Origin of the sequence: Chitinophaga rhizosphaerae, assembly GCF_003958645.1 — a bacterium.
Taxonomy (GTDB): Bacteria; Bacteroidota; Bacteroidia; order Chitinophagales; family Chitinophagaceae; genus Chitinophaga; species Chitinophaga rhizosphaerae.
This window is the reverse complement of the sequence record NZ_RXLO01000001.1, coordinates 740,423-762,975: the sequence shown is the minus strand read 5'-3', so window position 1 is coordinate 762,975 and position 22,553 is coordinate 740,423. Positions and strand designations below refer to the sequence as shown.

General features: G+C 55.7%; 17 protein-coding genes. 11 read left to right on the top strand and 6 right to left on the bottom strand.

The window, feature by feature from the left end; translation table 11 throughout:
* Positions 1-426 precede the first annotated feature (426 nt).
* Positions 427-2,868 carry an outer membrane beta-barrel protein gene (locus EJ361_RS03030; RefSeq protein ID WP_126243855.1) on the top strand — a complete coding sequence of 814 codons (2,442 nt, stop codon included), beginning with the start codon at positions 427-429 and terminating at the stop codon, positions 2,866-2,868.
* A 215-nt stretch (positions 2,869-3,083) separates the two neighbouring features.
* Positions 3,084-3,569, top strand: a complete 486-nt coding sequence (locus EJ361_RS03025; RefSeq protein WP_126243854.1) for a MarR family winged helix-turn-helix transcriptional regulator — start codon at positions 3,084-3,086, stop codon at positions 3,567-3,569.
* Positions 3,570-3,702: 133 nt separating this feature from the next.
* On the opposite strand, the gene EJ361_RS03020 is transcribed toward EJ361_RS03025, so the two are convergent.
* A complete protein-coding gene (locus EJ361_RS03020; RefSeq protein WP_126243853.1) occupies positions 3,703-4,185 on the bottom strand; it encodes a VOC family protein in 483 nt (160 codons plus the stop codon).
* A gap of 209 nt (positions 4,186-4,394) precedes the next feature.
* On the opposite strand from EJ361_RS03020, the gene EJ361_RS03015 reads away from it, so the two are divergent.
* Both EJ361_RS03015 and EJ361_RS03010 read left to right on the top strand, forming a co-directional pair.
* Complete coding sequence (locus EJ361_RS03015; RefSeq protein WP_126243852.1) at positions 4,395-5,006, top strand: phosphatase PAP2 family protein; 612 nt, start codon at positions 4,395-4,397, stop codon at positions 5,004-5,006.
* The gene (locus EJ361_RS03010) at positions 4,996-6,705 is read left to right on the top strand and encodes an ArnT family glycosyltransferase (protein WP_126243851.1); all 1,710 of its coding nucleotides are present in this window, start codon (positions 4,996-4,998) and stop codon (positions 6,703-6,705) included. Before EJ361_RS03015 ends, EJ361_RS03010 begins: the two co-directional genes overlap by 11 nt.
* 13 nt (positions 6,706-6,718) lie before the next feature.
* On the opposite strand, the gene EJ361_RS03005 is transcribed toward EJ361_RS03010, so the two are convergent.
* Positions 6,719-7,309 (bottom strand): RNA polymerase sigma factor, encoded by a 591-nt coding sequence (locus EJ361_RS03005; RefSeq protein WP_126243850.1) that lies wholly within the window; start codon positions 7,307-7,309, stop codon positions 6,719-6,721.
* Between the two features lie 174 nt (positions 7,310-7,483).
* On the opposite strand from EJ361_RS03005, the gene EJ361_RS03000 reads away from it, so the two are divergent.
* The 5 genes from EJ361_RS03000 (at position 7,484) to EJ361_RS02980 (ending at position 16,733) form a co-directional block, all read left to right on the top strand.
* Positions 7,484-8,620, top strand: coding sequence for a FecR family protein (locus EJ361_RS03000; protein WP_126243849.1), 1,137 nt, complete (start codon positions 7,484-7,486; stop codon positions 8,618-8,620).
* A gap of 58 nt (positions 8,621-8,678) precedes the next feature.
* On the top strand, positions 8,679-12,038 hold the full coding sequence (locus EJ361_RS02995; protein WP_126243848.1) for a TonB-dependent receptor: 3,360 nt from the start codon (positions 8,679-8,681) through the stop codon (positions 12,036-12,038).
* 2 nt (positions 12,039-12,040) lie between these two features.
* Positions 12,041-13,699 carry a RagB/SusD family nutrient uptake outer membrane protein gene (locus tag EJ361_RS02990; protein ID WP_205686911.1) on the top strand — a complete coding sequence of 553 codons (1,659 nt, stop codon included), beginning with the start codon at positions 12,041-12,043 and terminating at the stop codon, positions 13,697-13,699.
* 27 nt (positions 13,700-13,726) lie between these two features.
* Entirely contained in the window at positions 13,727-14,530 is an 804-nt protein-coding gene (locus EJ361_RS02985) for an endonuclease/exonuclease/phosphatase family protein (RefSeq protein WP_126243846.1), read from the top strand.
* Positions 14,531-14,822: 292 nt separating this feature from the next.
* Positions 14,823-16,733, top strand: a complete 1,911-nt coding sequence (locus EJ361_RS02980) for a sensor histidine kinase (protein ID WP_126243845.1) — start codon at positions 14,823-14,825, stop codon at positions 16,731-16,733.
* Positions 16,734-16,805: 72 nt separating this feature from the next.
* On the opposite strand, the gene leuB is transcribed toward EJ361_RS02980, so the two are convergent.
* The 4 genes from leuB to leuC are packed head-to-tail and all read right to left on the bottom strand — an operon-like array spanning position 16,806 to position 21,455.
* Positions 16,806-17,879, bottom strand: a complete 1,074-nt coding sequence (leuB, locus tag EJ361_RS02975; protein WP_126243844.1) for a 3-isopropylmalate dehydrogenase — start codon at positions 17,877-17,879, stop codon at positions 16,806-16,808.
* Positions 17,880-17,894: 15 nt separating this feature from the next.
* Complete coding sequence (locus tag EJ361_RS02970; RefSeq protein WP_164714058.1) at positions 17,895-19,391, bottom strand: alpha-isopropylmalate synthase regulatory domain-containing protein; 1,497 nt, start codon at positions 19,389-19,391, stop codon at positions 17,895-17,897.
* Between the two features lie 29 nt (positions 19,392-19,420).
* A complete protein-coding gene (gene leuD / locus EJ361_RS02965) occupies positions 19,421-20,017 on the bottom strand; it encodes a 3-isopropylmalate dehydratase small subunit (protein ID WP_126243842.1) in 597 nt (198 codons plus the stop codon).
* 31 nt (positions 20,018-20,048) lie between these two features.
* Positions 20,049-21,455: a 3-isopropylmalate dehydratase large subunit gene (gene leuC, locus EJ361_RS02960; RefSeq protein ID WP_126243841.1), complete on the bottom strand. Its 1,407-nt coding sequence runs from the start codon at positions 21,453-21,455 to the stop codon at positions 20,049-20,051.
* A gap of 346 nt (positions 21,456-21,801) precedes the next feature.
* On the opposite strand from leuC, the gene EJ361_RS02955 reads away from it, so the two are divergent.
* Positions 21,802-22,137, top strand: coding sequence for a hypothetical protein (locus tag EJ361_RS02955; RefSeq protein ID WP_126243840.1), 336 nt, complete (start codon positions 21,802-21,804; stop codon positions 22,135-22,137).
* Between the two features lie 126 nt (positions 22,138-22,263).
* Positions 22,264-22,533, top strand: a complete 270-nt coding sequence (locus tag EJ361_RS02950; RefSeq protein ID WP_126243839.1) for a hypothetical protein — start codon at positions 22,264-22,266, stop codon at positions 22,531-22,533.
* The last annotated feature ends 20 nt before the right edge of the window (positions 22,534-22,553 follow it).

The following is a 22,553-nucleotide window of genomic DNA, read 5'->3' as shown; positions in this document are numbered from 1 at the left end:
TCCGGAATGGCAGGTATCGCCGCCTTCCTGGTTTTTTGGGGTATGGCCAGATTACTTTCGGCCGGTTTCGGCCAGTTTCGGGAGGCATTAAATACCGTTCATCTATAAAATCGAAAAACGCAGTTCCGGTCGGGGATGAGGTGCTTTCCGGGAAGAATGGGACAGTGGGCGATGGGGGGAGACCTGGGGCCGGGAGGCTGAAATGCTGACTGGGAGCGGTGGAAGGTGGGTCCGGAAGCGCAAAACGGGGGTTGGGGGAAGCCGAAGGTAGCGGTAAATGGCGGCGGAAAATATGTGAAGACCGGTGACGGGAATGTCCGGAACCGGACAGGTCGTAAATAATGGTAAGCACTTACATAAAATCGGTTGGAAGCGTGATGGAATCGGCGGAATTTCGTGGAAACATTACCCAAAATCTGTTCCCCGATGAAGCGTTTTCCTTTACTATTGGTTCGCATTATTTTAAGTTTAACGATAGCCTGGCCGGCAGGATTGCTGGCGCAGGCCGGTGGAGACATCCGCGGGAAGGTTTCCGGCGGCGAAGGTTTCCGGCCGGAAGAGGTGATCGTGCAGTTGCTGAATGCTGCCGATAAGAAACTGGTGAAGATGGAATATGCCGATAAGCAGGGGAATTTCCGTATTCCGGGCGTCCGTGCCGGCAAATACCAGGTGGCGATACAGCACCTGGCTTACCACCGGTACCTGTCTGCCGAGATCGTGCATTCCACCGCGACCGATCTCGGGGAAATCAGGCTGGAGGCCGCTGCCCGGCAGCTCCACGAAGCGAACGTGGTGGCCCGGAAACCTTTGGTACAACAGCAGTACGACAAAACCGTACTGAATGTTGCCGGCTCCATCTCGGCGGCGGGTAGCCATGCGCTGGAAGTGCTCGAGAAAGCCCCGGGTATCACGGTCGATCAAAATGACAACATCGCCATGAGAGGCCGCCAGGGTGTGCTGGTAATGATCGATGGGAAACAGGTGCCCATGTCCGGACAAGACCTCGCCACTTACCTGCGAAGCCTCAATGCCGCGCAGATAGACCGGATCGATCTCATCACCAATCCCTCCGCGAAATATGATGCTGCCGGCAACGCGGGTATCATCGATATCCGGCTTAAAAAAGGCAGGAACAACGGCACCAACGGCACGGTGGGGCTCAGCCTTGGCCAGGGTGTGTATGCAAAGGTCAATCCCTCGCTGAGTATCAACCATCGCAAAGGTCCGCTCAATTATTTCGCATCCTATAATTTGGGCCATCGCCGCGATTACAACGATCTCAACATCCACCGGAAATTCTTCACCAAAGAAGGCGCGGAAACCGGCGGCAACGACTACGATAACTTTTTCGGATTCCGGTTCAATACACATAACGCCCGCGGCGGCATGGATTATCAGCCGAATTCCCGTACCACGCTCGGCTTCGCTGCCAACGCGGTTATCAATGACGGGATCGTCCGTTCGGACAGCAAGGCGCAGTCGTTCGACGCCGCCCAATCGCCCGCGGGGCGGTTCAACACCCTGGGGAACAACAATCTCCACCGCCGTAACTACAGCTTCAATCTCAATTTCCGTCGCCAGTTGGATACCGCCGGCCGTGAATTAACGTCGGATCTCGACTATGCGCGGTATACCAGTTGGGAGTACCAGAACTATCGAACTGCCTACCTGGATGCGGACAATGCCCCCGCGCGGCAGGATTTTCTGCTGTTCGGGGATCTGGGCGGCCGGCTCGACATCTACTCCGTAAAAGTGGACTACGTTCACCCCATAAAAAGATGGGGGATGAAGCTGGAAGGCGGTATCAAAAGCAGCTGGGTGCGTACCGATAACGATGTACGCTTTTTCGACCGCAGCGATGGCGGGTATAAACTGGACGAAGGAAAGAGCAACCGGTTCATATACAAGGAGAACATCAACGCGGCCTATCTCAACGGCTCCGGAAACAGGAAGAAGTTAAGCTGCCAGTTTGGTCTGCGGTTAGAGCAAACCCTTGCCAATGGCCGCCAGGTGATTCATGAAGAAACCTTCGACCGCGACTATGTACAACTTTTTCCCAGCGGATACCTGGGGTACAAATTCAATGACCGGCACGACGTGGGCGTTACCCTGAGCCGGCGCATCGAGCGGCCTTCGTACCGCGAGCTCAATCCTTTCCGCGTTTTCCTGGACCCGCTGACATCTTCGACCGGGAACCCCGCGCTTCGGCCTGAGATCACGGCGTCTTATGAGCTGGTGTACGCTTTCCGCGAAATCTATACTGCCAAAGCCGGCTACAGCCGAACGAAGGACAACGTGCTCTCCGTGCTGGCGCCCGACGTGGAGCCGAACACCGTATTGCAGACGAACCGTAACCTCGCGCGGTATGATTATTACCATTTGACGGTAGGTGTGCCGGTGAATTCCATCAAATGGCTGAACAGCAGCAATACGGTGGTGGCATATTACGGGCTTTACCGCGGGAAGCTGGTTGATACTGAGCTGAATGAAGGCCGGGTGGTGTTCAATTTCAACACGAGCAATACGATCACCCTCGATCCTAAAACAACGATGGAGGTGAACGGCAATTTCCAAAGCCGCAACTGGTACGGGTTCCTGGATATCGCCAGCAACTGGCAGCTCGGTATTGGCGCCCAGCGACAGTTCTGGGAGCGGAAAGGGTCGCTCAAACTGAATCTGAGCGACGTTTTCCTGACCGGACGGGTGAAAGCGTTCACGAAACTGACCGGCTATTCGGAAGCTTTTCGCCAGTTCCGGGACACGCGGGTGCTGACGATGACATTTAACTACCGCTTCGGTGGCCAGCAGCAGGGCGGGCCACGCCGGCGGACTGGTGGGGCGGAAGAAGAGAAGCGTCGCGCGAATTGAGCATGGCTTGCAGCCGCAGGCATGGATTCACCAAAATTCAGCTACCGGTCGGCATGTTTATTTGCGCAGTGCACATCCATCACGTTATCATGAAACGACATCCCGGAGCCGGCGCTGCCGGTTCCGGGCATATGGTACGACATTCCGCCGCGGGAGCCGCACAGGAATTTTTGGAAAATACTGTCGTAACCCCTAAAAAGGGATATTTTTAAGGCATGAATATCGTCCACGAACTGGAAGAACTTGCATTGGCGACCCGCCTGAAAAGGCTGGGAGAGCGCCTGTCCCAGGATGTCAGCCGGATTTACAGGGAATCTTCCCTGGATTTCGAAGCGCGGTGGTTCCTGATCCTGGAACTACTCAGCCGGAAGAAAACAATGGGGATCACCGAGATTTCGGATGCCCTGCAAATCAGCCATCCCGCCGTTGTGCAACTGGCAGACCAAATGCTGGAACACGGCCTGATGAAAGCTTCGCCCGATCCGCGTGATGCCCGCCGGCGCCTGCTTTCGCTCAGCGCCGGTGGCAAAAACATGTACAAACGCATCGGGCCTATGCTGCAAGTCATCCGGGAAGAAAACCGCAAATGGTTGCAGCAGTCTTCCGGCGATCTGCTCCGCATCCTGGGAGACCTGGAGATCGCGCTAGACGATAAAAGCATGTATCAACGCATCCGGGAAGGCCTGTCCGGAGAGGGTTAAACAGGCATCAGTACCAGGAGCCCGGTTTGCATCCGTCCAGTGTCTGAAAACTCCTGCGGGTCCAATTACCCGATTGGTGTCAGGCATCTACGGCATCCTGGGAAAAGCTGCGAGGCCGGTAATCCGGTTCATATCAGGCCGGCACCGCATCCACCGCTTCCTGGATCTCCCTGATCACGATCTTTTTCTGCTTCATCATCGCCTGGGCTGCACGGGTAGCGCGTTCCTTGTTGGGGTCAGACATCAGTTTCGTCAATTCTTCCGGCACCACCTGCCATGAAAGCCCGAACTTATCTTTCAGCCAGCCGCACATGCTTTCCTGGCCGCCGTCAGCCGTTAATTTATCCCAATAACGGTCCACCTCTTCCTGCCCCTTGCACCGGATGCTCAGGGATATCGCTTCCGTGAAAGGAAATTGAGGCCCGGCATTCAGTGCCTGGAACCGGGACCCGAACAGCTCGAATTCCGCCGTCAGGAGCTTCCCGGCATTGGGGCCTCCCCATTCACCATAATGACTCTTGCTCAACATCTTGAAATCCGGGAACACGGTTTCATAGAAAGCCAGCGCCTCGTCGGCATTGAAGTTGAACCATAAACAGGGAGTGATCTTTTGCATAATATCAGGTTTTAAGCGTTGAGGAATAACAACACTACAAACCTAGTCAGATTCCCGACAGCAAACCCTGTGCAAACGCGACAAACTATGGGCGAATTGCGACAAGATGCACCTCCGCCACTACATAATGCTATCATAATATTCCCTTGATTTTCCGGTAATATGGGCGGCCTACCTTACGCAGGAACTGTCACCCAATCCTGCCGAATATGAATATCCTGGAATTGATGGACGCGTTGGATAAAACGCTTTTCACATTCATTCATGCCGATGCGTCGTCTCCTTTGCTGGACGGAGGTATGAAGCTGCTGCGCAATGCCCTCACCTGGATCCCGCTGTACGCATTCGTACTGTACTGGGTCCTGCGCCACCAGCGGAAATACGCCGCACAATTCATCCTCATGACCATTGTCTGCTTCGCGATTACCGATTACGGCAGCGCCAGCATCCTGAAACCTTTGTTCGCGCGGATCAGGCCGTGTTTTGACCCGGATTTGCAGGGGAAGATCCGGGGATTGATCGATTGTGGCGGACAATTTTCCCTTCCATCGTCGCACGCATCCAACCACTTCGGCCTGGCCACTTTCTGGTTCATGGCGGTGTGCCGTTTGGAAGGAAAGCGCTGGAACCTCCTGTGGTTGTGGGCCTTCGCGGTTGGCTACGCCCAGATATATGTTGGCAAACATTTCCCGTTCGATATCATCGCCGGCGCCGTATACGGAGCTGCCGTAGGCGCGGCGTGCGCCTATTTCTTCGACCGCTGGTTCGTGCGCGAATCGCGCCGCGTCCATTACCAAATGCAACCGGAATATGGATTATAGTTTCACTGGCAGCACGTTTCCCGTTCGCGCGAAACGTACCGGTTTACAGGAAATTTCAGGGGCGAACGGTATGGATTTCAGGCTGCTGATGGCGTTGGCCGTGCTCGTCAATTTCAGCGGGATGTTCGTGACAGTCATGGGGCCGGACGGGGCGCTGTACGCGTCCATCGCCAAAACCATGGCGCAACACAACGATTACATCCGTTTGTTCGCGGAAGGGAGGGATTGGCTCGACAAGCCGCACTTCCCGTTCTGGATGGCCGCGTTTTCCTTTCAACTTTTCGGGTATGCGACCTGGGCCTATAAATTGCCGGCCGTCCTGTTTCTCATGATGGGCGCGATTTATACGTACCGCCTGGCGAAATCGCTGTACAACGGTGAGGTAGCGTGGTGGGCCACGGCGATATTACTGACGGCCGGGCATACCGTCATTTCCAACACCGATGTGCGTGCGGAACCATACCTCACGGGCGCCATTATCGCCAGTGTGTTCCATTTTTACAGGGCACGGTCGGGGAAGGGATTCGGGCACCTGGCAGCGGGCGCGTTGTTCGCTGCCGTAGCGGTCATGACCAAAGGGCCGTTCGCGCTCATTCCCATCGCAGGGGCGATCGGCGGGGAATTGATCATCAAAAAGGACTGGCGGGCACTTTTTCATTTCCGCTGGATGATCGCCGCAGCACTCACGTTCCTCTTCATACTTCCCGAATTGTATTGCCTCTACGTCCAGTTCGACGCGCACCCGGAAAAAACGGTTTTCGGCAGAACGGGCGTCTCGGGCATCCGGTTTTTCTTTTGGGACAGCCAGTTCGGGCGCTTCCTCAATACCGGGCCCATCAAGGGAAAGGGCGATCCTGCTTTTTACCTGCACACGGTCTTATGGGCGTTTTTACCCTGGTCGGTACTGCTGTATGCGGCGGTGGTGAATAAAATCAGGAAGGGATGGACGCGCGTTTCTCAAACGGAATGGCTAACGGTGGCAGGCGCGTTGCCTTGCTTTATCGTGTTTTCGCTATCGAAATTCCAGCTGCCGCATTATCTCAATATCCTCTTCCCGTTTTTCGCCATTTTGACGGCGCAGTATGTGCTGAACGGCCGGACGGAAGGTGGGAGGAAGTTCATCCGCATCACGCAGACCGTTTTCACGATCCTGCTGCCCGTGGCGGCAATCGCCATCCACCTGCTGTTCCGGCCCGGACAAACGCCGGCGTTGCTGGTGCTGGTGATAGGAGGGATTGTGGTCATGGCGCGCCTGCGGCCGTTGCTGAAGAAAAGCGAATCCGTGCAGTATTTGCTCGTGCGGACGATGGTGGCGGCCGTGCTGGTGAATTTTTATCTCAACCTCGTTTTCTATCCGGCTTTATTGAAATACCAATCCGGCAGCGAAGCGGCTTTCGTGGCTAACCGGCAATTCCCCGCCGCGAAGGTCGTGCAGTTGCAAACCGGCGAATACAACCATGCGCTGGATTTTTATCTCCGTTCGCCCCTTCAAACGATCCATCAGCTGGGCGATACGTCGCATTTGACGGGCGGCCCCTTACTGCTGTTCGCCGACGTAAACGCCATGGCGGGATCGGGCCTGAGCCCCGTGCAGACTTTCGGGCATATCCATGTCAGCAAGCTTAGCATCAAGCAGGTAAATGCGCGCACGCGGCAAAAAGACGTGCAGCATTTCGGTTTGTATCTTTTACGTAGATAGGGGAATGTGAAGATCAGACATCGAGGAGCACGGCCACGAGGAGGCTGTATCCCTTCATATGCATGCGCAGATGGCGCAGGGCGAAAGTGATCTGGTTTTCCACGCTGCGGCGGGAAATGTTCAGTCTTTCCGCGATTTCCTGGTTGGTAAGATGTTGTTCCCGGCTCAGTAAAAATATTTCGCGGCAACGTTTGGGAAGATCGTTCATATGCCGCCCGATGAGTTCCCTCACCCGCAATTCCGCCAATTTTTCTTCGGCGCCGTTCACGATACTGCCGGAAATTCCTTCCATAATATCTGTTTCTACAGTTGTTTCCGGTGATGCGGCCCTGGCGCGGAGGGCTTTATAGACATGATACCGGGTGGCGGTCATGATATAGGAACGGAAGTCCCGGATCTGGAGGGTTTCCCGCTTCAGCCAGAGATTGAGGAAAATGTCGTGCGCTACGGTCTCGCTCGCTTCCCGGTCTTGCAGCAGGCGGAAGGCCGAACGGTAAAGCGCGCCGCCGTAGCGGTCGAACAGTATCCTGTACGCCCTCCTGTCGTGTTGCCTTACTCCCAGCCACAAAACGGCATCCGCCGCATTCGCATCGATCGTGTTCATGCCCCAAAGTTGGTCGAATAATTAAAAAAGCCCGCGTTAAATAATTATGAATGAGGGTGATGGATGAGCAGTCTTCCCGCGGCAATGATTCCCGATGACGGCAAAATACAATTTTTTCAAAAAGTATGTGTGTGCGGATGGATAAACGGCTCTATATAGGAAAGCAGGCCATCTATGTTATCGAAAAACGAATTCATCGCACTGTACGAAAAGTCGCTCCGGGGAGAATGTACCCCCCGGGAGCAGGAACTCCTGCGGTCGTATAAGGATGACTTTGAATGGGTGGACGGCCAGTGGGACGATGCGCTCCAGCAGGAGTCTGTCTACGCCCGCCTGCAGGATTCCATTTCCCGCGAAGAAAAGGTCAAACGCCTATTCCCCTGGAAAAAGCTCGCCGCCGCTGCCGCGGTGCTCCTTGCCGCAGGGGCCGCTTTCTTCCTCCTTCGGCCTCATCAACGAAATGCACCGCTCGCAGATAAAACCGTTGCGGTGGATTCTGTCCAGCAGCATATCGTTCCCGGTTCCAATAAAGCCGTGCTCATCCTGGGCGACGGCAGCGAAATTGCCCTGGGAGATGCCGGTTCCGGCCAGATCGCCCGGCAAGGCGGCGCCCTCGTGCAGAAAACCGCCGATGGACAAATCATCTATTCCGGCGATGGCGAAGTGCCGGCGGAGCCTGTTTTCCATACCATCGCCATTCCGCGCGGCGGGCAATACGACCTTACTCTCCCGGACGGTACCCGCATCTGGCTCAATGCGGCTTCCCGGCTGCGATTCCCGGCTGTTTTCGATGGTCCGGAACGGACCGTGGAGCTGGACGGTGAAGCCTATTTCGAAGTGGCCCGCAACGAGCGCCAGCCTTTCCGCGTCAAAGCCCGCGGCCTGGAGGTGGACGTGCTCGGGACACATTTCAACGTAATGGCGTATGCCGACGAGCCCGCTATCCAGACTACCCTGCTCGAAGGCAAGGTGCGCCTCAGCGGCGGCGGAGCCGCCGTGGTGCTGAAGCCAGGGCAGCAGGGCCGGTTCACGGAAGGGCAGCGGATCCAGGTGCGCAGCGCAGACCTGGAACAGGCCATGGCCTGGAAGAACGGGATGTTCGTTTTCAACGACGAGCCGCTGCCGTCCATCATGCGGAAAATTTCCCGCTGGTATGATGTGGACGTGCGCTTCCGCGATCCGGGCACCACGATTTCATTCGCCGGCTCCATTTCCCGTTTCAAAAACGTGCAGGATGTGCTGCATATGCTTTCCCTCACCGGCACCGTGCAGTTCCGCGTGGAAGGCAACACCATTCAAGTCATGAACTAGCAAAATTCAATATACACGCGTCAACCAGCTTTAACTACTAAGAACAATCTGTAAACGTATGAAATCTCACGTCTCCACCCCGGGGAAGCGACAGCTATTGCCCGGAAAGGCCCGCAGGGTGATCCGTATCACGGCGGCCCTGGTGCTGTTCCTGTCCCTGCAGGCCGCCGCGGCCGCCTATGCGCAGAAGATCACGCTGTCGGAAGACAGGACCACGCTCCGCGAAATCTTCCGCCAGATCAAGGCGCAGGCAGGTTACAATTTCCTTTTTAACACCGAAATGCTCGAAGATGCATTGCCCGTTTCGGTACACGTCCGCAATGCCGACATCGAAACGGTACTGGCCAAGTGTTTCGAAGGCCAGCCGCTGACTTACACCATTAACCAGAACACCATCGTGGTGCAGCGCAAATCGGTCGAGAAGGCCGATATCGGTGGAAAGGTGACCGACGAAAAAGGCGCTCCCGTTCCCGGCGCCCGTGTCTGGAACCAGACCACCAATCAATCCGTCATCACCAACGAAAAAGGCGAATTCCGCATCGCCGCTTCGGAAGGGGATAAGCTGGTGGTGAAAATGATGGGGTATGAAGACGTGGCATTCACGGCCGACGGGCGCAGCTCCTTCTCCTTGTCCATCAAACCCTCCACCACCGCGCTCGACGCAGTAGTGGTAGTAGGCTACGGCACCCAGAAGAAAGCGAACCTCACCGGCGCGGTGAGCACCGTTACCAGCGAAGATTTCGCCGGCCGCCCGGTTACTTCGCCCACGGCGGCGCTGCAGGGCACCATGCCCGGCGTTACCTTCCAGAGCGCATCCGCGCTTCCCGGCGGAGGCGATAACACTACCAAAATCCGCATCCGCGGCATCGGGACGCTCAACGATCCCGATCCGCTCGTGGTGGTAGACGGTATCCCCGGCGGCAACCTGAACATCCTCAACCCAGACGATATCGAAACGGTCACCGTGCTCAAAGACGCGGCCTCTTCCTCCATTTACGGGGTGCGCGGCGCCAACGGCGTCATCCTCGTGACTACCAAAAAAGGAAAAGGCAACGCCAAACCTTCGCTCACGTATGCCAATTATTTCGGTCTCCAGACGCCGACCGCATTGCCGAAATTCCTCGGTTCCGTGGATTACATGACCTTGCAGAACGAAGCCAAAGTGAACGCAGGGCAGAATCCCACGTTTACCGACGCGCAGATCGAAACCGCCCGCAACGGCTCCGATCCCAACTATTTCGCCAATACCAACTGGATCGACGAAATCTACAAATCCAGCGCCCCGCAGCAGAGCCACATGCTCAACCTTTCCGGCGGCGCCAATAATACCAGTTATTATCTGTCCTATTCGTATTTGAAACAGGGCGGCCTCGTAACGGGCGACAACTTCTCCGCCAAGCGCCACAACGTGCGCCTGCGCGTGAACACGACCGTATTCGACATCCTCCAGCTGGATGCCAACATCGGTTACGTAGACCGGCTGAACAGCGGTTCCAGCGCGGGTGTGGACTTCAACGCGGGCCCGCTTTATTCCGCCCACCAGATTTCCCCGCTCATTCCCGTACGTTTCACCAACGGCAGCTGGGGATACCACGGCGGTTCGCAGAACCCGATCGCCATTACGACAGACGGAGGAACCAATAGATTCGCGTCGCAGGAGATCACCGCCAACTTGCAGGGTACGCTGAACATTACGAAGGAGTTCCGGCTGCGTGCGCAGTACGGCCTCGTGAAGTACAACTCCTTCCGCGAGATCTTCTCCAAAACCATCAACTATTACAGCCCGGTAGATAATTCGCTCATCTATCAATCCAACTATCCCAACAAGATCGACAACCGCGACTATACCGGATTGTACCAGACGATCATCGGGATGGCCGAATACGAGAAAACCTTCCACGGCGGTCATTACCTGAAAGGCATGTTGGCCGCGTCTGCGGAAGAAAATGTGAGCCGCAACTTCAGCGCCACCCGCACTAACCTGCCTACGCAGGAAGTGGGATCCATCAACCTCGGCACCCTCAACCAGCTAAATAATTCGGACGCCGCGCAAAACGCGCTGCAATCGCTCTTCGGCCGTTTGAACTATGTGTACAACGATAAATACCTGCTGGAAGGGAACTTCCGGTACGACGGCTCCACCCGCTTCGCCGGGCCGGTGCGCTGGAACTGGTTCTTCTCCGGTTCCGCCGGATGGGTGTTTTCCAACGAGCCCTTCTTCGAAAGGCTGAAACACGTCATCAATTTCGGTAAAGTGCGCCTGTCGTACGGTACGCAGGGGAACGACAAGGTGGGAGACGATTTCGCTTACCTGTCCATCATCAACTCCGTTGCCACCATGCCTATCGGCAACGTACTGACCGTAGGCTACCGCCAGACGGGCGTTCCCAACGAACTGCTCACCTGGGAATCCGTCGTGAAGCAGGACGTGGGCATCGATCTGGCCATGCTGAATAACCGGCTCACCGTTACGGCGGATTACTTCATCAATAATACCAACGACATCCTCCTGAAAGTGCCCCTGCCCGACGTGCTCGGTCTGCGCGGTTCGTACCCGGCACAGAACGCCGGTAAAGTGCGCAACCAGGGATGGGAATTCATGGCCGGCTGGCAAGACCGGGTGAACGACTGGTCGTACGGCGCCAACTTCAATATCTCCGACGTCCGCAATAAGGTGGTGAGCCTCGGCAACGCCCCCAGCACGCCCGGAGAGCGCATCCGCATGGTGGGTTACCCCATCGACGCGTATTACGGGTATGTGGCCGAACGCATTTCGCAGGTGTCTGACTTCAAATACGACGACGTTACCGGCAAATACACGCCGTTGTTCCCGTATAACAAGAGCTTCCCCATGCAGCCCGGCGACCTCATCTACCGCGATCTGAACGGAGACGGTGAAATTACCCCGGCGGCCGACCGCGAAGTGATCGGCAACTCCATTCCCCGGTACACCTATGGTTTCAAAGGGAACGTGGGCTATAAGGGGATCGACCTGAGCTTCTTCCTGCAGGGCGTAGGCAAGGCGGATGGATTCATTTCCGGCGCGGCCCGTCACGCTTTCATCAACGAAAGCTCCAACCCGCAGGAAATCCACCTCGACCGCTGGACGCCGCAGAACACCGACGCTACCTATCCACGCCTCGCCTACGGCTACACGTACAACCAGCAGCTGTCTACCTTCTGGCTGGAAAACGCATCGTACCTCCGCCTGAAGAACGTGCAGGTGGGATATACGCTGCCCGGCCACCTGACCCGCCGCATCCGCGCGGAAAAGATCCGGTTCTATTGCTCCGCCGATAACCTGTTCACGAAAACAGACTTCTTCTATGGATACGATCCCGAAACGCCCCTTACCCTCGGCGGTTATTATCCGCAGGTGAAGACGTTCGTATTTGGTTTAAATGTCAATTTCAAATGATCATGAAAAGGATTTTTCTCAGCATATCCGCCATCCTGCTTATCACTGCCACCGGTTGCCGCAAGGATTTCCTGGACCGAAACCCGCAGGACGCGATTTCCGACGAAACGTTCTGGCAGAACGAAGAGCAGCTGACGCTGGCCATCAACGCGCTCTACGCCAACGTGAAGAATAACAATACCATCGCCATGGACCAGATGGGCGACAACTCCATCAATTCCTCCACGGGCGACGCATACCGCATTTTCGGAAGCGGCAACTACGATTCCGATCTGTCGTCGGTAAACGCCGAATGGGTGTCCCAATACTCCGGCATCCGCGACTGCAACGCTTTCCTGGCCAACTATCACCGTGCCAAAGGCGTGCCCGAAGCTACGCTGAACCAACTGGTGGGTGAGGCCAAAACCATCCGTGCGTACATGTACATGAACCTGGTGATGTACTTCGGCGACCTGCCGCTGGTAACGGAGCCTTTGAACATTACGGAGCTCTACGGCCCGAGGAATTCCAAAAAGGAGATCGTCGATTTCATCCTCAGCGAGCTGGAAGAAGCCGCCGGCCTCATGCAATCGGCTATCATGACCGGCCCGAAACTCGGCCGCATGAACAAAGGCGCCGCGCTGGCCCTCAAAGCCCGCATGGCGCTGTATGACGACCGGTTCGCCGATGCGGAAGACGCCGCCAAACGGGTGATGGACATGAACGTGTACCAGCTCTATTCCACCGGCCGGCCGGCAGAAGATTATTACAATTTCTTCACCTGGAAAGGAAAACTCGCCAACGGCGCCAACAAGGAAACGATCATCGCCCGCATTAACCTGCTGGACGTGAGCATGCACAACATCAGCCGCGAAACGCAGGTGCCCGACCAGTCGAGCCGCTACAACCCGACGAAGTCGCTGGTAGATGCATATCTCTGTGCAGACGGGCTTCCCATCACGCAATCGCCCACCTACAGGGAAGATACCTATGCCGATATCTTCGAAAACCGCGATCCCCGCATGAAGATGACCATCCTGGCGCCGGGCTCCAAATGGGGCGGCAAGCGCGATGGCAATCCGCAGAATACCGATATCACCACCTTCACCGCGCCGAAGTTCCTGGCCGACAAACAGGGTTGTGTGACGATCACCGGGTATTATTACACCAAATACGTGGAAATCCCCGCAGTGGCTCTCGTTACCCGCGATGCCAACGATATTCACGTGTTGCGGTATGCCGAAGTGCTGCTCACCTGGGCGGAGGCACGCTTCGAGCTGGGCAAGCTCACCCAGGGCGATATCGATATTTCCATCAACAAGCTCCGCGAAAGGGTGGGCATGATGCCCATGACGCTGTCGTTCCTGGCGGCCAACGGGCTGGACCTGCGCACGGAGATCCGCCGCGAGCGCCGCATAGAACTGGCGCGCGAAGGTGGCCGCTGGTACGATATGGTGCGGTGGAAAGAAGGGGACAAGCTGGCGGCAGACGTGAAGGGGATGAAGAAATCCCTCGCGCTGGTGCCTTCCCACGTCGCTAATTTCAAGACCGACGCCGAAGGGTACATCATTGTGATGAGCGGCCGCCAATTCGTGGCGCCGAAGCATTACCGCTTCCCCGTTCCCCTGTTACAAATTCAGCGGAACCCGAACCTGGCGCCGCAGAACCCGGGCTGGGAATGATCTTTCTGACAAAAAAGACCGCATAACATGAAATTCATACTGTCTGCATTCATCCTGGCAGCCTGCGCGCAAAACGGCCCGCAGGCCGCCCCCGGGCCGAAGCCCGCCGCTACGGGCGATACGCTCCGTGTCATGACGTACAACATCCACCACTGCAACCCGCCCACCAAACCCGGCGTCGTCGACGCAGACGCCATCGCCGACGTGGTGCGGGCCCAGCAGCCCGATGTGCTGGCCCTGCAGGAAGTGGACGTGCGTACCCAGCGCTCCGGTAACATCGACCAGGCGGCCCTGCTGGCCCAAAAAACGGGTATGCAGGTGTATTTCGGTAAAGCCATCGACCACGACGGCGGTGAATACGGCGTAGCCATCCTGTCGAAGTACCCGCTGCGGAACGGGCGGACGGTCAGGCTGCCCGAAACGTCGAACCCCGCTGCGGAAGACCGGGTGGTAGCCCTTGCCGACATCACTTTCCGGAACGGGAAGAAGCTCACCATCGGCAGTACCCACCTGGATGTTAGTACTCCTGCCAACCGGGATGAACAGGTGGCGGCCCTGAACCGCCTGGCGGACACGCTGGCCCTGCCGCTGGTACTTTCCGGCGACCTCAATACCACGCCATCCACCAATGCATTTGCCACATTGCTGGAGAAATACCGGCCTTCCTGTACCGATTGCGGCTACACGATCCCCGTCATCAACCCCAAAAGGGTGATCGATTTCGTGCTGGCTACGAAGAAAAGCGGATGGGCGCCGGTACGCTCCGAAGTGATCAACGAACCTTACCCCTCAGACCACCTGGCCGTTGTAGCCGAGTGGATCGTGAAATAACCGCACGTAACGGAAATCATGCCCCGAAAACGACATCCCGCCCTTACCCGGCGGCGATGTCGTTTTTTTATGCGCGAAATCTTTATTTTTGTGTAGGGAAGGGCCGCGCTGGATGTTGAAAACCCTTATCCATGGCTGGTTCTGAAATTCTGGCATCCCTTTTGATTTACGGGGTTGTAACAGTAACCAAAAGGGCCCCGACGCATTTCCGGAACGATGAATATAACCTACTGACAGACGAAACCGAATAATCAATGAACGAAGGCCCCTTCACCGATGGAAACGAACTCATATGCATTACCGACGCTTCCGGGCTTTATGGTTGTGTGGTGTCTTGACAGTGCTATGCTCCGCCAGGAGCTTCGGTCAGCTCAGGCACATCCGGCAACTGCAGCAATCGCTTCTTACCATCCAGGATAGCCTGGCGTATACAGATGCGCTGGCCGAACTGGCTGATTATTACCATTACCGGCAATGGGACAGTGTTTTATATTACACCAACCAGGCCATGGGCATCGCCGAACGCCATGGGTACGAACGCGGCATCGCCGCGGCGCTCACGGGCAAAGGCGTTTATTTCATGACCCGCAACAACTATCTTTCCTCGCGTTACAATAACGACGCGTTACGGTTATACCGGAAAATGGGGGATAGCGTCAGGGTATCGCTGTTGCTTAATAATATCGCCATTAACTTCATTTTCGACGGTAACTATGCCAAATGCGTCGCCAAATTATATGAAGCGGAACGGGTAGCGCGCTCGGCACCCAAAGACAGCATCCGCTCCATCGCCCTGCTCAATCTCATCGATATCGATACTACGCTCACCAAGCGCCAGAGAGACTCCATGCTCGTGCTGGCACGGCGTTGCGCGGAAAAATGGAAGGATGAGGTGATGCTCAATTACTGCCATCAGCTGGAGGCGAAAAGACTGATAAATGCAGGAGGCGGAAACGAGGGGCTGCAAGATTTCCTGGCGCTGCTGGCGGATGCGGACAACAAAGGGAACCTCAATTTCGTGTCGTTCCTCCACCACGATATCGGCAAGATGATCCTGGAAGCCGGGGGCGACAGTACATTGGCGATGCAGCATTTTACCGAGGGGTTCGAGATCGCGCAGCGGCAGAAATTCTCTTACGTAGCCAGCCTCCTGCTACCGGAATTGATGAGCCTTGCGGAAGCCCGGGGAGACACCGCCCTGGCGCTGCACTATGCGCAGATGGCACTGGCGCAGAACGCGGAAGCTGCCACCGAATTGCAGTCTTCCGGATTCACTTATTTCGATTATGTGCTCAACGAGCGCAATCTCCGGGAATCGCAGGCGCACCAGGCGGCCCAGAAACGGACGATTTACCTGTTGATATTGCTGACGATCGTAACCGGCGGGCTGCTGTTCTTCCTGTACCGGTCCCAGTCGCAGACCCGGAAAATGGCGCGTATCCAGCAGGAGCTGCGGGAGAAGACCGAAGAGCGCAACCGCGAGCTGGAAGATTGGGACCAATTCCACAGCATGCTCATTTCCGTAATGGCGCACGACTTGCGGGCGCCGTTCTCCAGCATCATCACTATTTCGCAACTGTTCGAAATGGCGCATGACCTTACGCCGCAGGAAATCGAGGGAATGATGGCCAGTCTGAAGAAAACCTCGGAAGACAGTATCCGCTTCATGGAAGGGCTCCTGTCCTGGATCAGTGCCAAGCGCAAGGGCGGGAAATTCCAGTCGGAATCGTTTAAGCTGGAGGATGTTATGCGGGATGCCAACCGTTTTTACAGCCTGGCGCAGGAAGAAAAGAAAGTGCACCTGGTGCTGGACGAAAGCCTGGAAGGACAGGAAGTGTTCGCGGAAAAGAACATGCTCGGTTTCATCTGCCGCAATATCCTCAACAACGCCACCAAATATGCCGCAAAAGGCAAACCCATCGTGGTGCGCGCTTACGCGGAGGGAGACAGCCTCGTTACCGCGATCACCAACTACGGCAAGGAGCTCAGCGAAGCGGAAATCCATAAAATATTCCATCCCGATCAGAAAAGCATGGCCACGAAAGACGGCCTTAAAGGCGCCGGCATCGCCATGATCATCAGCCAGGACATGCTCGAGCGCATGCATGGCCGCATCTGGGCGGAAAGCGAGCCCGGCATCGGCACCACCTTTTATTTTGCACTGCCGCGGAATATATCTACCGGGAAAACGGTGGCGGTATAACCCTTCCAACAAAAAAAATCCCGCACAAAAGCCGAAGCCTCCGTGCGGGACGATATTTCCAAAAAAATTCGATTACAGTTGCGCCAGCACCTGGTCGCCCATGGCGGCGGTACCCAGGATTTTCTCTTTGGGCGTTTTCGCATCGGCGATGTCTCCGGTGCGGAAACCAGCTTTCAGCACTTTGTCTACCGCTTCGATCACCGCGTCCGATTCCGCTTTCATGCCGAACGAAATGTCGAGCAGGAGGGCGGCGGAAAGGATGGAGGCGAGCGGGTTGGCGACGCCTTTTCCGGTGATGTCGTGCGCAGAGCCGTGGATGGGCTCGTATACGCCCGTGCCGTCGCCGATGGAGGCGGAGGCGAGCATGCCCATGGACCCTGCGATCTGCGATGCTTCGTCGGTGAGGATGTCGCCGAACAGGTTGGCGGTCACCACCACGTCGAAACGTTTCGGGTCTTTGATGAGCAGCATGGCGGTGGCGTCCACGAACTGGTGTTCCACTTCCACGTCGGGGTATTCCGGCGCGATTTTCTGGATTACTTCGCGCCAGAGGCGGGAAGTTTCAATTACGTTCGCTTTATCTACGGAGCAGAGTTTTTTGCGGCGGGTGCGGGCGGCTTCGAAAGCTTTCCGGGCGATGCGCTCCACTTCGAAACGGCTGTATTCGGCGATGTCGTATGCGGTGTCGCCATTGTTTTTACGGCCTTTTTCACCGAAGTAGATGTCGCCGGTCAGCTCCCGGAAGAAGAGGATATCCGCGCCGCGGAGAATTTCCGGTTTGATGCTGGAAGCTTCCAGCAGCTCGTCGAACAGTTTGATGGGGCGCAGGTTGGCGTAAAGGCCGAGTTCCTTGCGCATTTTGAGCAATCCCTGTTCGGGGCGTACTTTGGCGGAGGGATCGTTGTCGTATTTGGGATGGCCTACGGCGCCGAAGAGCACGGCGTCTGCCTTGTGCATCTTCTCCAGGGTTACTGCCGGCAGCGGGTCGCCGGTGGCTTCGATGGCTGCGTGGCCCACCAGTGCGTCGTCGTAAGTAAAAGTATGGCCGAACTTCGCGGCGATCCTGTCCAGTACTTTCTTGCCTTCGGCAGTTACTTCCTGCCCGATCCCGTCTCCGGGAACGATTAATATATGCTTTGTTGCCATTCGGTTGTGATGGGTTTAAAGTAAGTTCAGCATTTTTTGCGTGGCCTTGATGGCGGAAACGGTCTGATCGCTGTCGAGCCCGCGGGTCTTGAATTCCCGCTGCCCGGTAACCTGCCAGGTGATGACGGTTTCGCAGAGTGCGTCCGTTTTACCGCCGGGCGGGATGCGCACGGTGTAATCGGTCAGCTGCGGCAGTTCTTCTTTCCGTTTTTTATAGACTTTTTTCAGCGCGTTCATGAAAGCATCGTACTGCCCGTCGCCCTGCGCGTGTTCTTCATAACTCTCGCCATGAACGCTGATGCGCAGTGTGGCGGAGGGTTTGAGGTGCTTGGCGTGGGTGAGCACATAATCTTCGATATGCACCTTCTGTTCGATGGTGTTGCTGTCGAGGATGTCGGAGATGATGTAGGGCAGGTCTGCCTGTGTCACCATTTCTTTCTTATCGCCCAGTTCGATGATCTTCTGCGTCACTTTCTTCAGATCGGGTTCAGACAGCCGGATGCCCAGCTGCTGGAGGTTGTTCTCGATATTGGCTTTCCCGCTCGTTTTGCCCAGGGCGTATTTACGCTGGCGGCCGAAGCGTTCGGGCATGAGATCGCTGAAGTAAAGTTTGTTTTTCTTGTCGCCGTCGGCATGGATGCCGGCCGTTTGGGTGAAGACGTTTTCGCCTACCACAGGTTTATTGGCGGGAACGCGGATGCCGGAGAACGTTTCCACGAGTTTGCTCACGCCGTAGAGCGATTTTTCGGCCACGCTGGTTTTGACGCCGGGCATGAAATCGTTCAGCACGGCGATGGCGCTGGCGAGGGGCGCGTTGCCCGCTCGTTCGCCCATGCCGTTGATGGTGAGGTGGATGCCGTGCACGCCGGCTTTCACGCCTTCTAAGACGTTGGCGGTGCCCAGGTCGTAATCGTTATGCGCATGGAAATCGAAGTGCAGTTTGGGATAGCGTTCCACGATTTCGGTGAGGTATTGATACGACTCATCGGGTGTGAGGATGCCCAGCGTATCGGGCAGCATCACGCGTTTGACGGGTTGTGTGGCGATGAAATCGAGGTACTGGAACACGTAATCGCGGGAATGGCGCATGCCGTTGCTCCAGTCTTCGAGGTACACGTTCACGATGAGGCCTTTCTTTTTCGCTTTGGCGATCACTTCGGCGATATCGGCGAAATGCTGCTCGGGTTTCTTTTTGAGTTGATGCGTGAGGTGGTTGAGGGAACCTTTGGTGAGGAGGTTCATTACTTTCGCGCCGGTTTCCTGCATCCATTGGATAGACACGTCTCCGTCCACGAACGTGAGCACTTCCACGCGCTCGAGCAGCTTGTTGGCCTTCGCCCATTTGGTGATGGCTTTCACGGCGGCCATTTCCCCGTCAGACACGCGCGCCGAAGCCACTTCGATGCGGTCTGCCTTCACTTCCGTCAGCAGCAGCTGGGCGATGGTCAGTTTTTCCGAAGGGGAAAAAGAGACGCCGCTCGTTTGCTCGCCGTCGCGAAGCGTGGTGTCCATGATCTCAAGATATCGCTGGGCGGGCATTGCTAGTATATGCTTTTGTCGGCGAACGTCCGGATTTCGTCCTTCATCGCCTGTAAATAATCGATATCGTCATAACCGTTCATGAGGTTATGTTTTTTGTAGCTGTTAATGGCGAACGATTCGCTTTCGCCGGTGGCGGCGATGGTGATCAGTTGCTTGTCCAGGTCTACGGTGATTTCGGCTTTGGCGTCTGCCTCGATGGCGAGGAAGATTTTGTCGAGGAATTCCGGGCTTACCTGAACGGGGAGGATGCCGATGTTGAGGGAGTTGTTTTTGAAGATGTCGGCGAAGAAGCTGGACACTACGCAACGGAACCCGTAGTCGTAAATGGCCCAGGCTGCGTGCTCGCGGGAGCTGCCGCTGCCGAAGTTCTTGCCGGCCACGAGGATTTTACCGGAATAGATCGGGTTGTTGAGGACGAAGTCCTGCTTCGGGGAATCGTCTCCGTTATACCGCCAGTCGCGGAACAGGTTATCGCCGAAACCTTTGCGCTCGGTGGCTTTGAGGAAGCGCGCGGGGATGATCTGGTCGGTGTCTACGTTCTCGATGGGCAGGGGCACTGCGGTGCTGGTGAGAACGGTGAATTTATCGTATGCCATTTTTAGATAGTCTCTGTGGTTTGGAAGGAAGTTAAGCGATCAGGTCTCTCGGGTCGGTCACCACGCCGGTAACGGCCGCTGCGGCAGCTACGAGGGGGGAAGCGAGCAGGGTGCGCGCTCCGGGGCCCTGGCGGCCTTCGAAGTTGCGGTTGCTGGTGCTCACGGCGTACTTGCCTGCGGGGATCTTGTCGTCGTTCATGGCCAGGCATGCAGAGCATCCGGGTTGGCGCAGCTGGAAGCCGGCTTCGGTCAGGATGTCGTAAATCCCTTCTTCGCGGATCTGGGCTTCCACGATGTGGGAACCGGGAACGATCCAGGCGGTAACGTGATCGGCTTTCTTGCGGCCTTTCACGATGGAAGCGAAGGCGCGGAAATCTTCGATGCGGCCGTTGGTGCAGGAGCCGATGAACACATAATCGATCTTTTTGCCGAGCATGGCGTCGTTTTCATGGAAGCCCATGTAATCGAGCGATTTCTCATAGCTGGCTTTGCTGCCGCCTGCTTTCGCCGCCGTGGGGATGCGTTGCGAGATGCCTATGCCCATACCGGGATTGGTGCCGTAAGTGATCTGCGGCTCGATGTCGGCCGCCTGGTAATCGTATACCACGTCGAACGTAGCGCCTTCGTCGGTTGTAAGCGTTTTCCAGTAAGCGAGGGCTTTGTCCCAGGCTTCGCCCTGCGGTGCTTTTTCGCGGCCTTTGATATAGGCGAAGGTAGTTTCGTCCGGCGCGATCATGCCGCCGCGGGCGCCCATTTCGATGGACATGTTGCAGACCGTCATTCTTCCTTCCATGCTCATTTCGCGGAACACTTCGCCGGCGTATTCGATGAAATAGCCGGTGGCGCCTGCTGCGGTGAGTTGGGAGATGATATAGAGGACAGCGTCTTTAGGGGTTACGCCTTTACCGAGTTTGCCGTTTACGTTGATGAGCATTTTCTTCGGTTTGGGCTGCATGATACACTGGGAGGAGAGTACCATTTCCACTTCGGAGGTGCCGATGCCGAAAGCGATGGCGCCAAATGCTCCGTGGGTGGAGGTGTGGGAATCTCCGCAGACGATGGTCATGCCGGGGAGGGTGATCCCGTTTTCGGGGCCTACCACGTGCACGATCCCGTTTTTCGGGTTACCGAGGCCCCAGTGGGAGATGCCGTATTTGGCGGAGTTGGTTTCCAGTGCCTTCAGCTGGTTGGCCGACAGGGGGTCCTGTACCGGGAGGTGCTGGTTAATGGTTGGAGTGTTGTGGTCCGCGGTGGCGAAGGTTTTGTTGGGGAACATCACCTGCAGTTTGCGGTTTTCGAGCCCAAGGAAAGCCACGGGGCTGGTAACTTCGTGGATAAAGTGCCGGTCGATGAAAAACACATCCGGCCCGTCTTCGATTTTCCGGACTACATGCGCATCCCATACTTTGTCAAATAATGTAGCGGGTTGTTGGCTCATTTTTTACGATTTATGTAATGTAACTGTAAAATTGTTAAAAAATATTTACATTTTCTCGATTATTTCTGCGGATGGTCTAATCGTGGCGGGGATTTGACATTGCGGTGAGGATTGAAGGCGGGAATGGCGCGGAATGGGGCAGGGGGGGGGCTGTGTATTTTGTCATGATTTTGTCGGCCAATAGTATTGATAATTATAATATCCCTATTTTGGGAAGACATTCCTAACCAAATGATTAGAACGATCCTCCTGCTCCGTCGGTAGTGTTACCCGGGCGTACTTCCCCGGAAACAAGTATTGAAAGGTCTGCGTTGATTGTGGGATCCTTTATTAAACTGAACCATATATGAAAGCATCAGCGTTTGTAACCGCAGTAAGAAATACGTCAATTGAAAGTGGGATCCAGCAATATAAGGATATGCTGAGCAACGAAATAATCGCCACTGATCCGTTATGGATGGCAGTAAGAAAATTATACGATACATTATCCGCAGCTGATCGAGATACTTTCTTGTTATTTATCCGCCAAGTGCAGGTAGATACCTTATCTCATGTTTTCGGCGTACTCGATGGTTCAACTTACCTAAATGAGAAACGTGAAGTATTTCAATTGACTTCGGCAAGCGATGGCGCCGTACTTAATGGCGATTTGCAGGATTTGCTGTTAGCGATGGAGGAATAGAATTGTTTGCTGGCGGCAGCTAAGCGCTTACGGCGCTCCGGGACGGATGAATGGCGGTTGGCGCCCTGGGTAGAACCGCAGGGGGATAGATCCGGAGAATAACACAATAGTTGAAAAATCGAGAGCATGAAGAATTTCACTAGATTACTAATTTGTTGGATCGTACTAGGTGGTTGTGATGATATCCGCACAAAAGAAAAGGACGTTCCGGAAGTAAGGGTGGAATTGGAACGGTTGGTGCTAAGTCAACAGCAAGTGAATCAAACCTACATGCTAAAGGTTATGGGGAAAATGGGCGTGTTGGAGGACGCACTTTATACCTTAAACGACTTGCGTGGTGTATACACAGTACGCAAGTCTTTCCATTTTTGGAAATTAAGATTGATGTGGGCATAATGCATGCATGTTTGGAGGCT

Coding starts and splice junctions, on each gene's coding strand:
- EJ361_RS03030 (WP_126243855.1), top strand. CDS start 427: ATGAAGCGTTTTCCTTTACTATTGGTTCGCATTATTTTAAGTTTAACG.
- EJ361_RS03025 (WP_126243854.1), top strand. CDS start 3,084: ATGAATATCGTCCACGAACTGGAAGAACTTGCATTGGCGACCCGCCTG.
- EJ361_RS03020 (WP_126243853.1), bottom strand. CDS start 4,185: ATGCAAAAGATCACTCCCTGTTTATGGTTCAACTTCAATGCCGACGAG.
- EJ361_RS03015 (WP_126243852.1), top strand. CDS start 4,395: ATGAATATCCTGGAATTGATGGACGCGTTGGATAAAACGCTTTTCACA.
- EJ361_RS03010 (WP_126243851.1), top strand. CDS start 4,996: ATGGATTATAGTTTCACTGGCAGCACGTTTCCCGTTCGCGCGAAACGT.
- EJ361_RS03005 (WP_126243850.1), bottom strand. CDS start 7,309: ATGAACACGATCGATGCGAATGCGGCGGATGCCGTTTTGTGGCTGGGA.
- EJ361_RS03000 (WP_126243849.1), top strand. CDS start 7,484: ATGTTATCGAAAAACGAATTCATCGCACTGTACGAAAAGTCGCTCCGG.
- EJ361_RS02995 (WP_126243848.1), top strand. CDS start 8,679: ATGAAATCTCACGTCTCCACCCCGGGGAAGCGACAGCTATTGCCCGGA.
- EJ361_RS02990 (WP_205686911.1), top strand. CDS start 12,041: ATGAAAAGGATTTTTCTCAGCATATCCGCCATCCTGCTTATCACTGCC.
- EJ361_RS02985 (WP_126243846.1), top strand. CDS start 13,727: ATGAAATTCATACTGTCTGCATTCATCCTGGCAGCCTGCGCGCAAAAC.
- EJ361_RS02980 (WP_126243845.1), top strand. CDS start 14,823: ATGCATTACCGACGCTTCCGGGCTTTATGGTTGTGTGGTGTCTTGACA.
- leuB (WP_126243844.1), bottom strand. CDS start 17,879: ATGGCAACAAAGCATATATTAATCGTTCCCGGAGACGGGATCGGGCAG.
- EJ361_RS02970 (WP_164714058.1), bottom strand. CDS start 19,391: ATGGACACCACGCTTCGCGACGGCGAGCAAACGAGCGGCGTCTCTTTT.
- leuD (WP_126243842.1), bottom strand. CDS start 20,017: ATGGCATACGATAAATTCACCGTTCTCACCAGCACCGCAGTGCCCCTG.
- leuC (WP_126243841.1), bottom strand. CDS start 21,455: ATGAGCCAACAACCCGCTACATTATTTGACAAAGTATGGGATGCGCAT.
- EJ361_RS02955 (WP_126243840.1), top strand. CDS start 21,802: ATGAAAGCATCAGCGTTTGTAACCGCAGTAAGAAATACGTCAATTGAA.
- EJ361_RS02950 (WP_126243839.1), top strand. CDS start 22,264: ATGAAGAATTTCACTAGATTACTAATTTGTTGGATCGTACTAGGTGGT.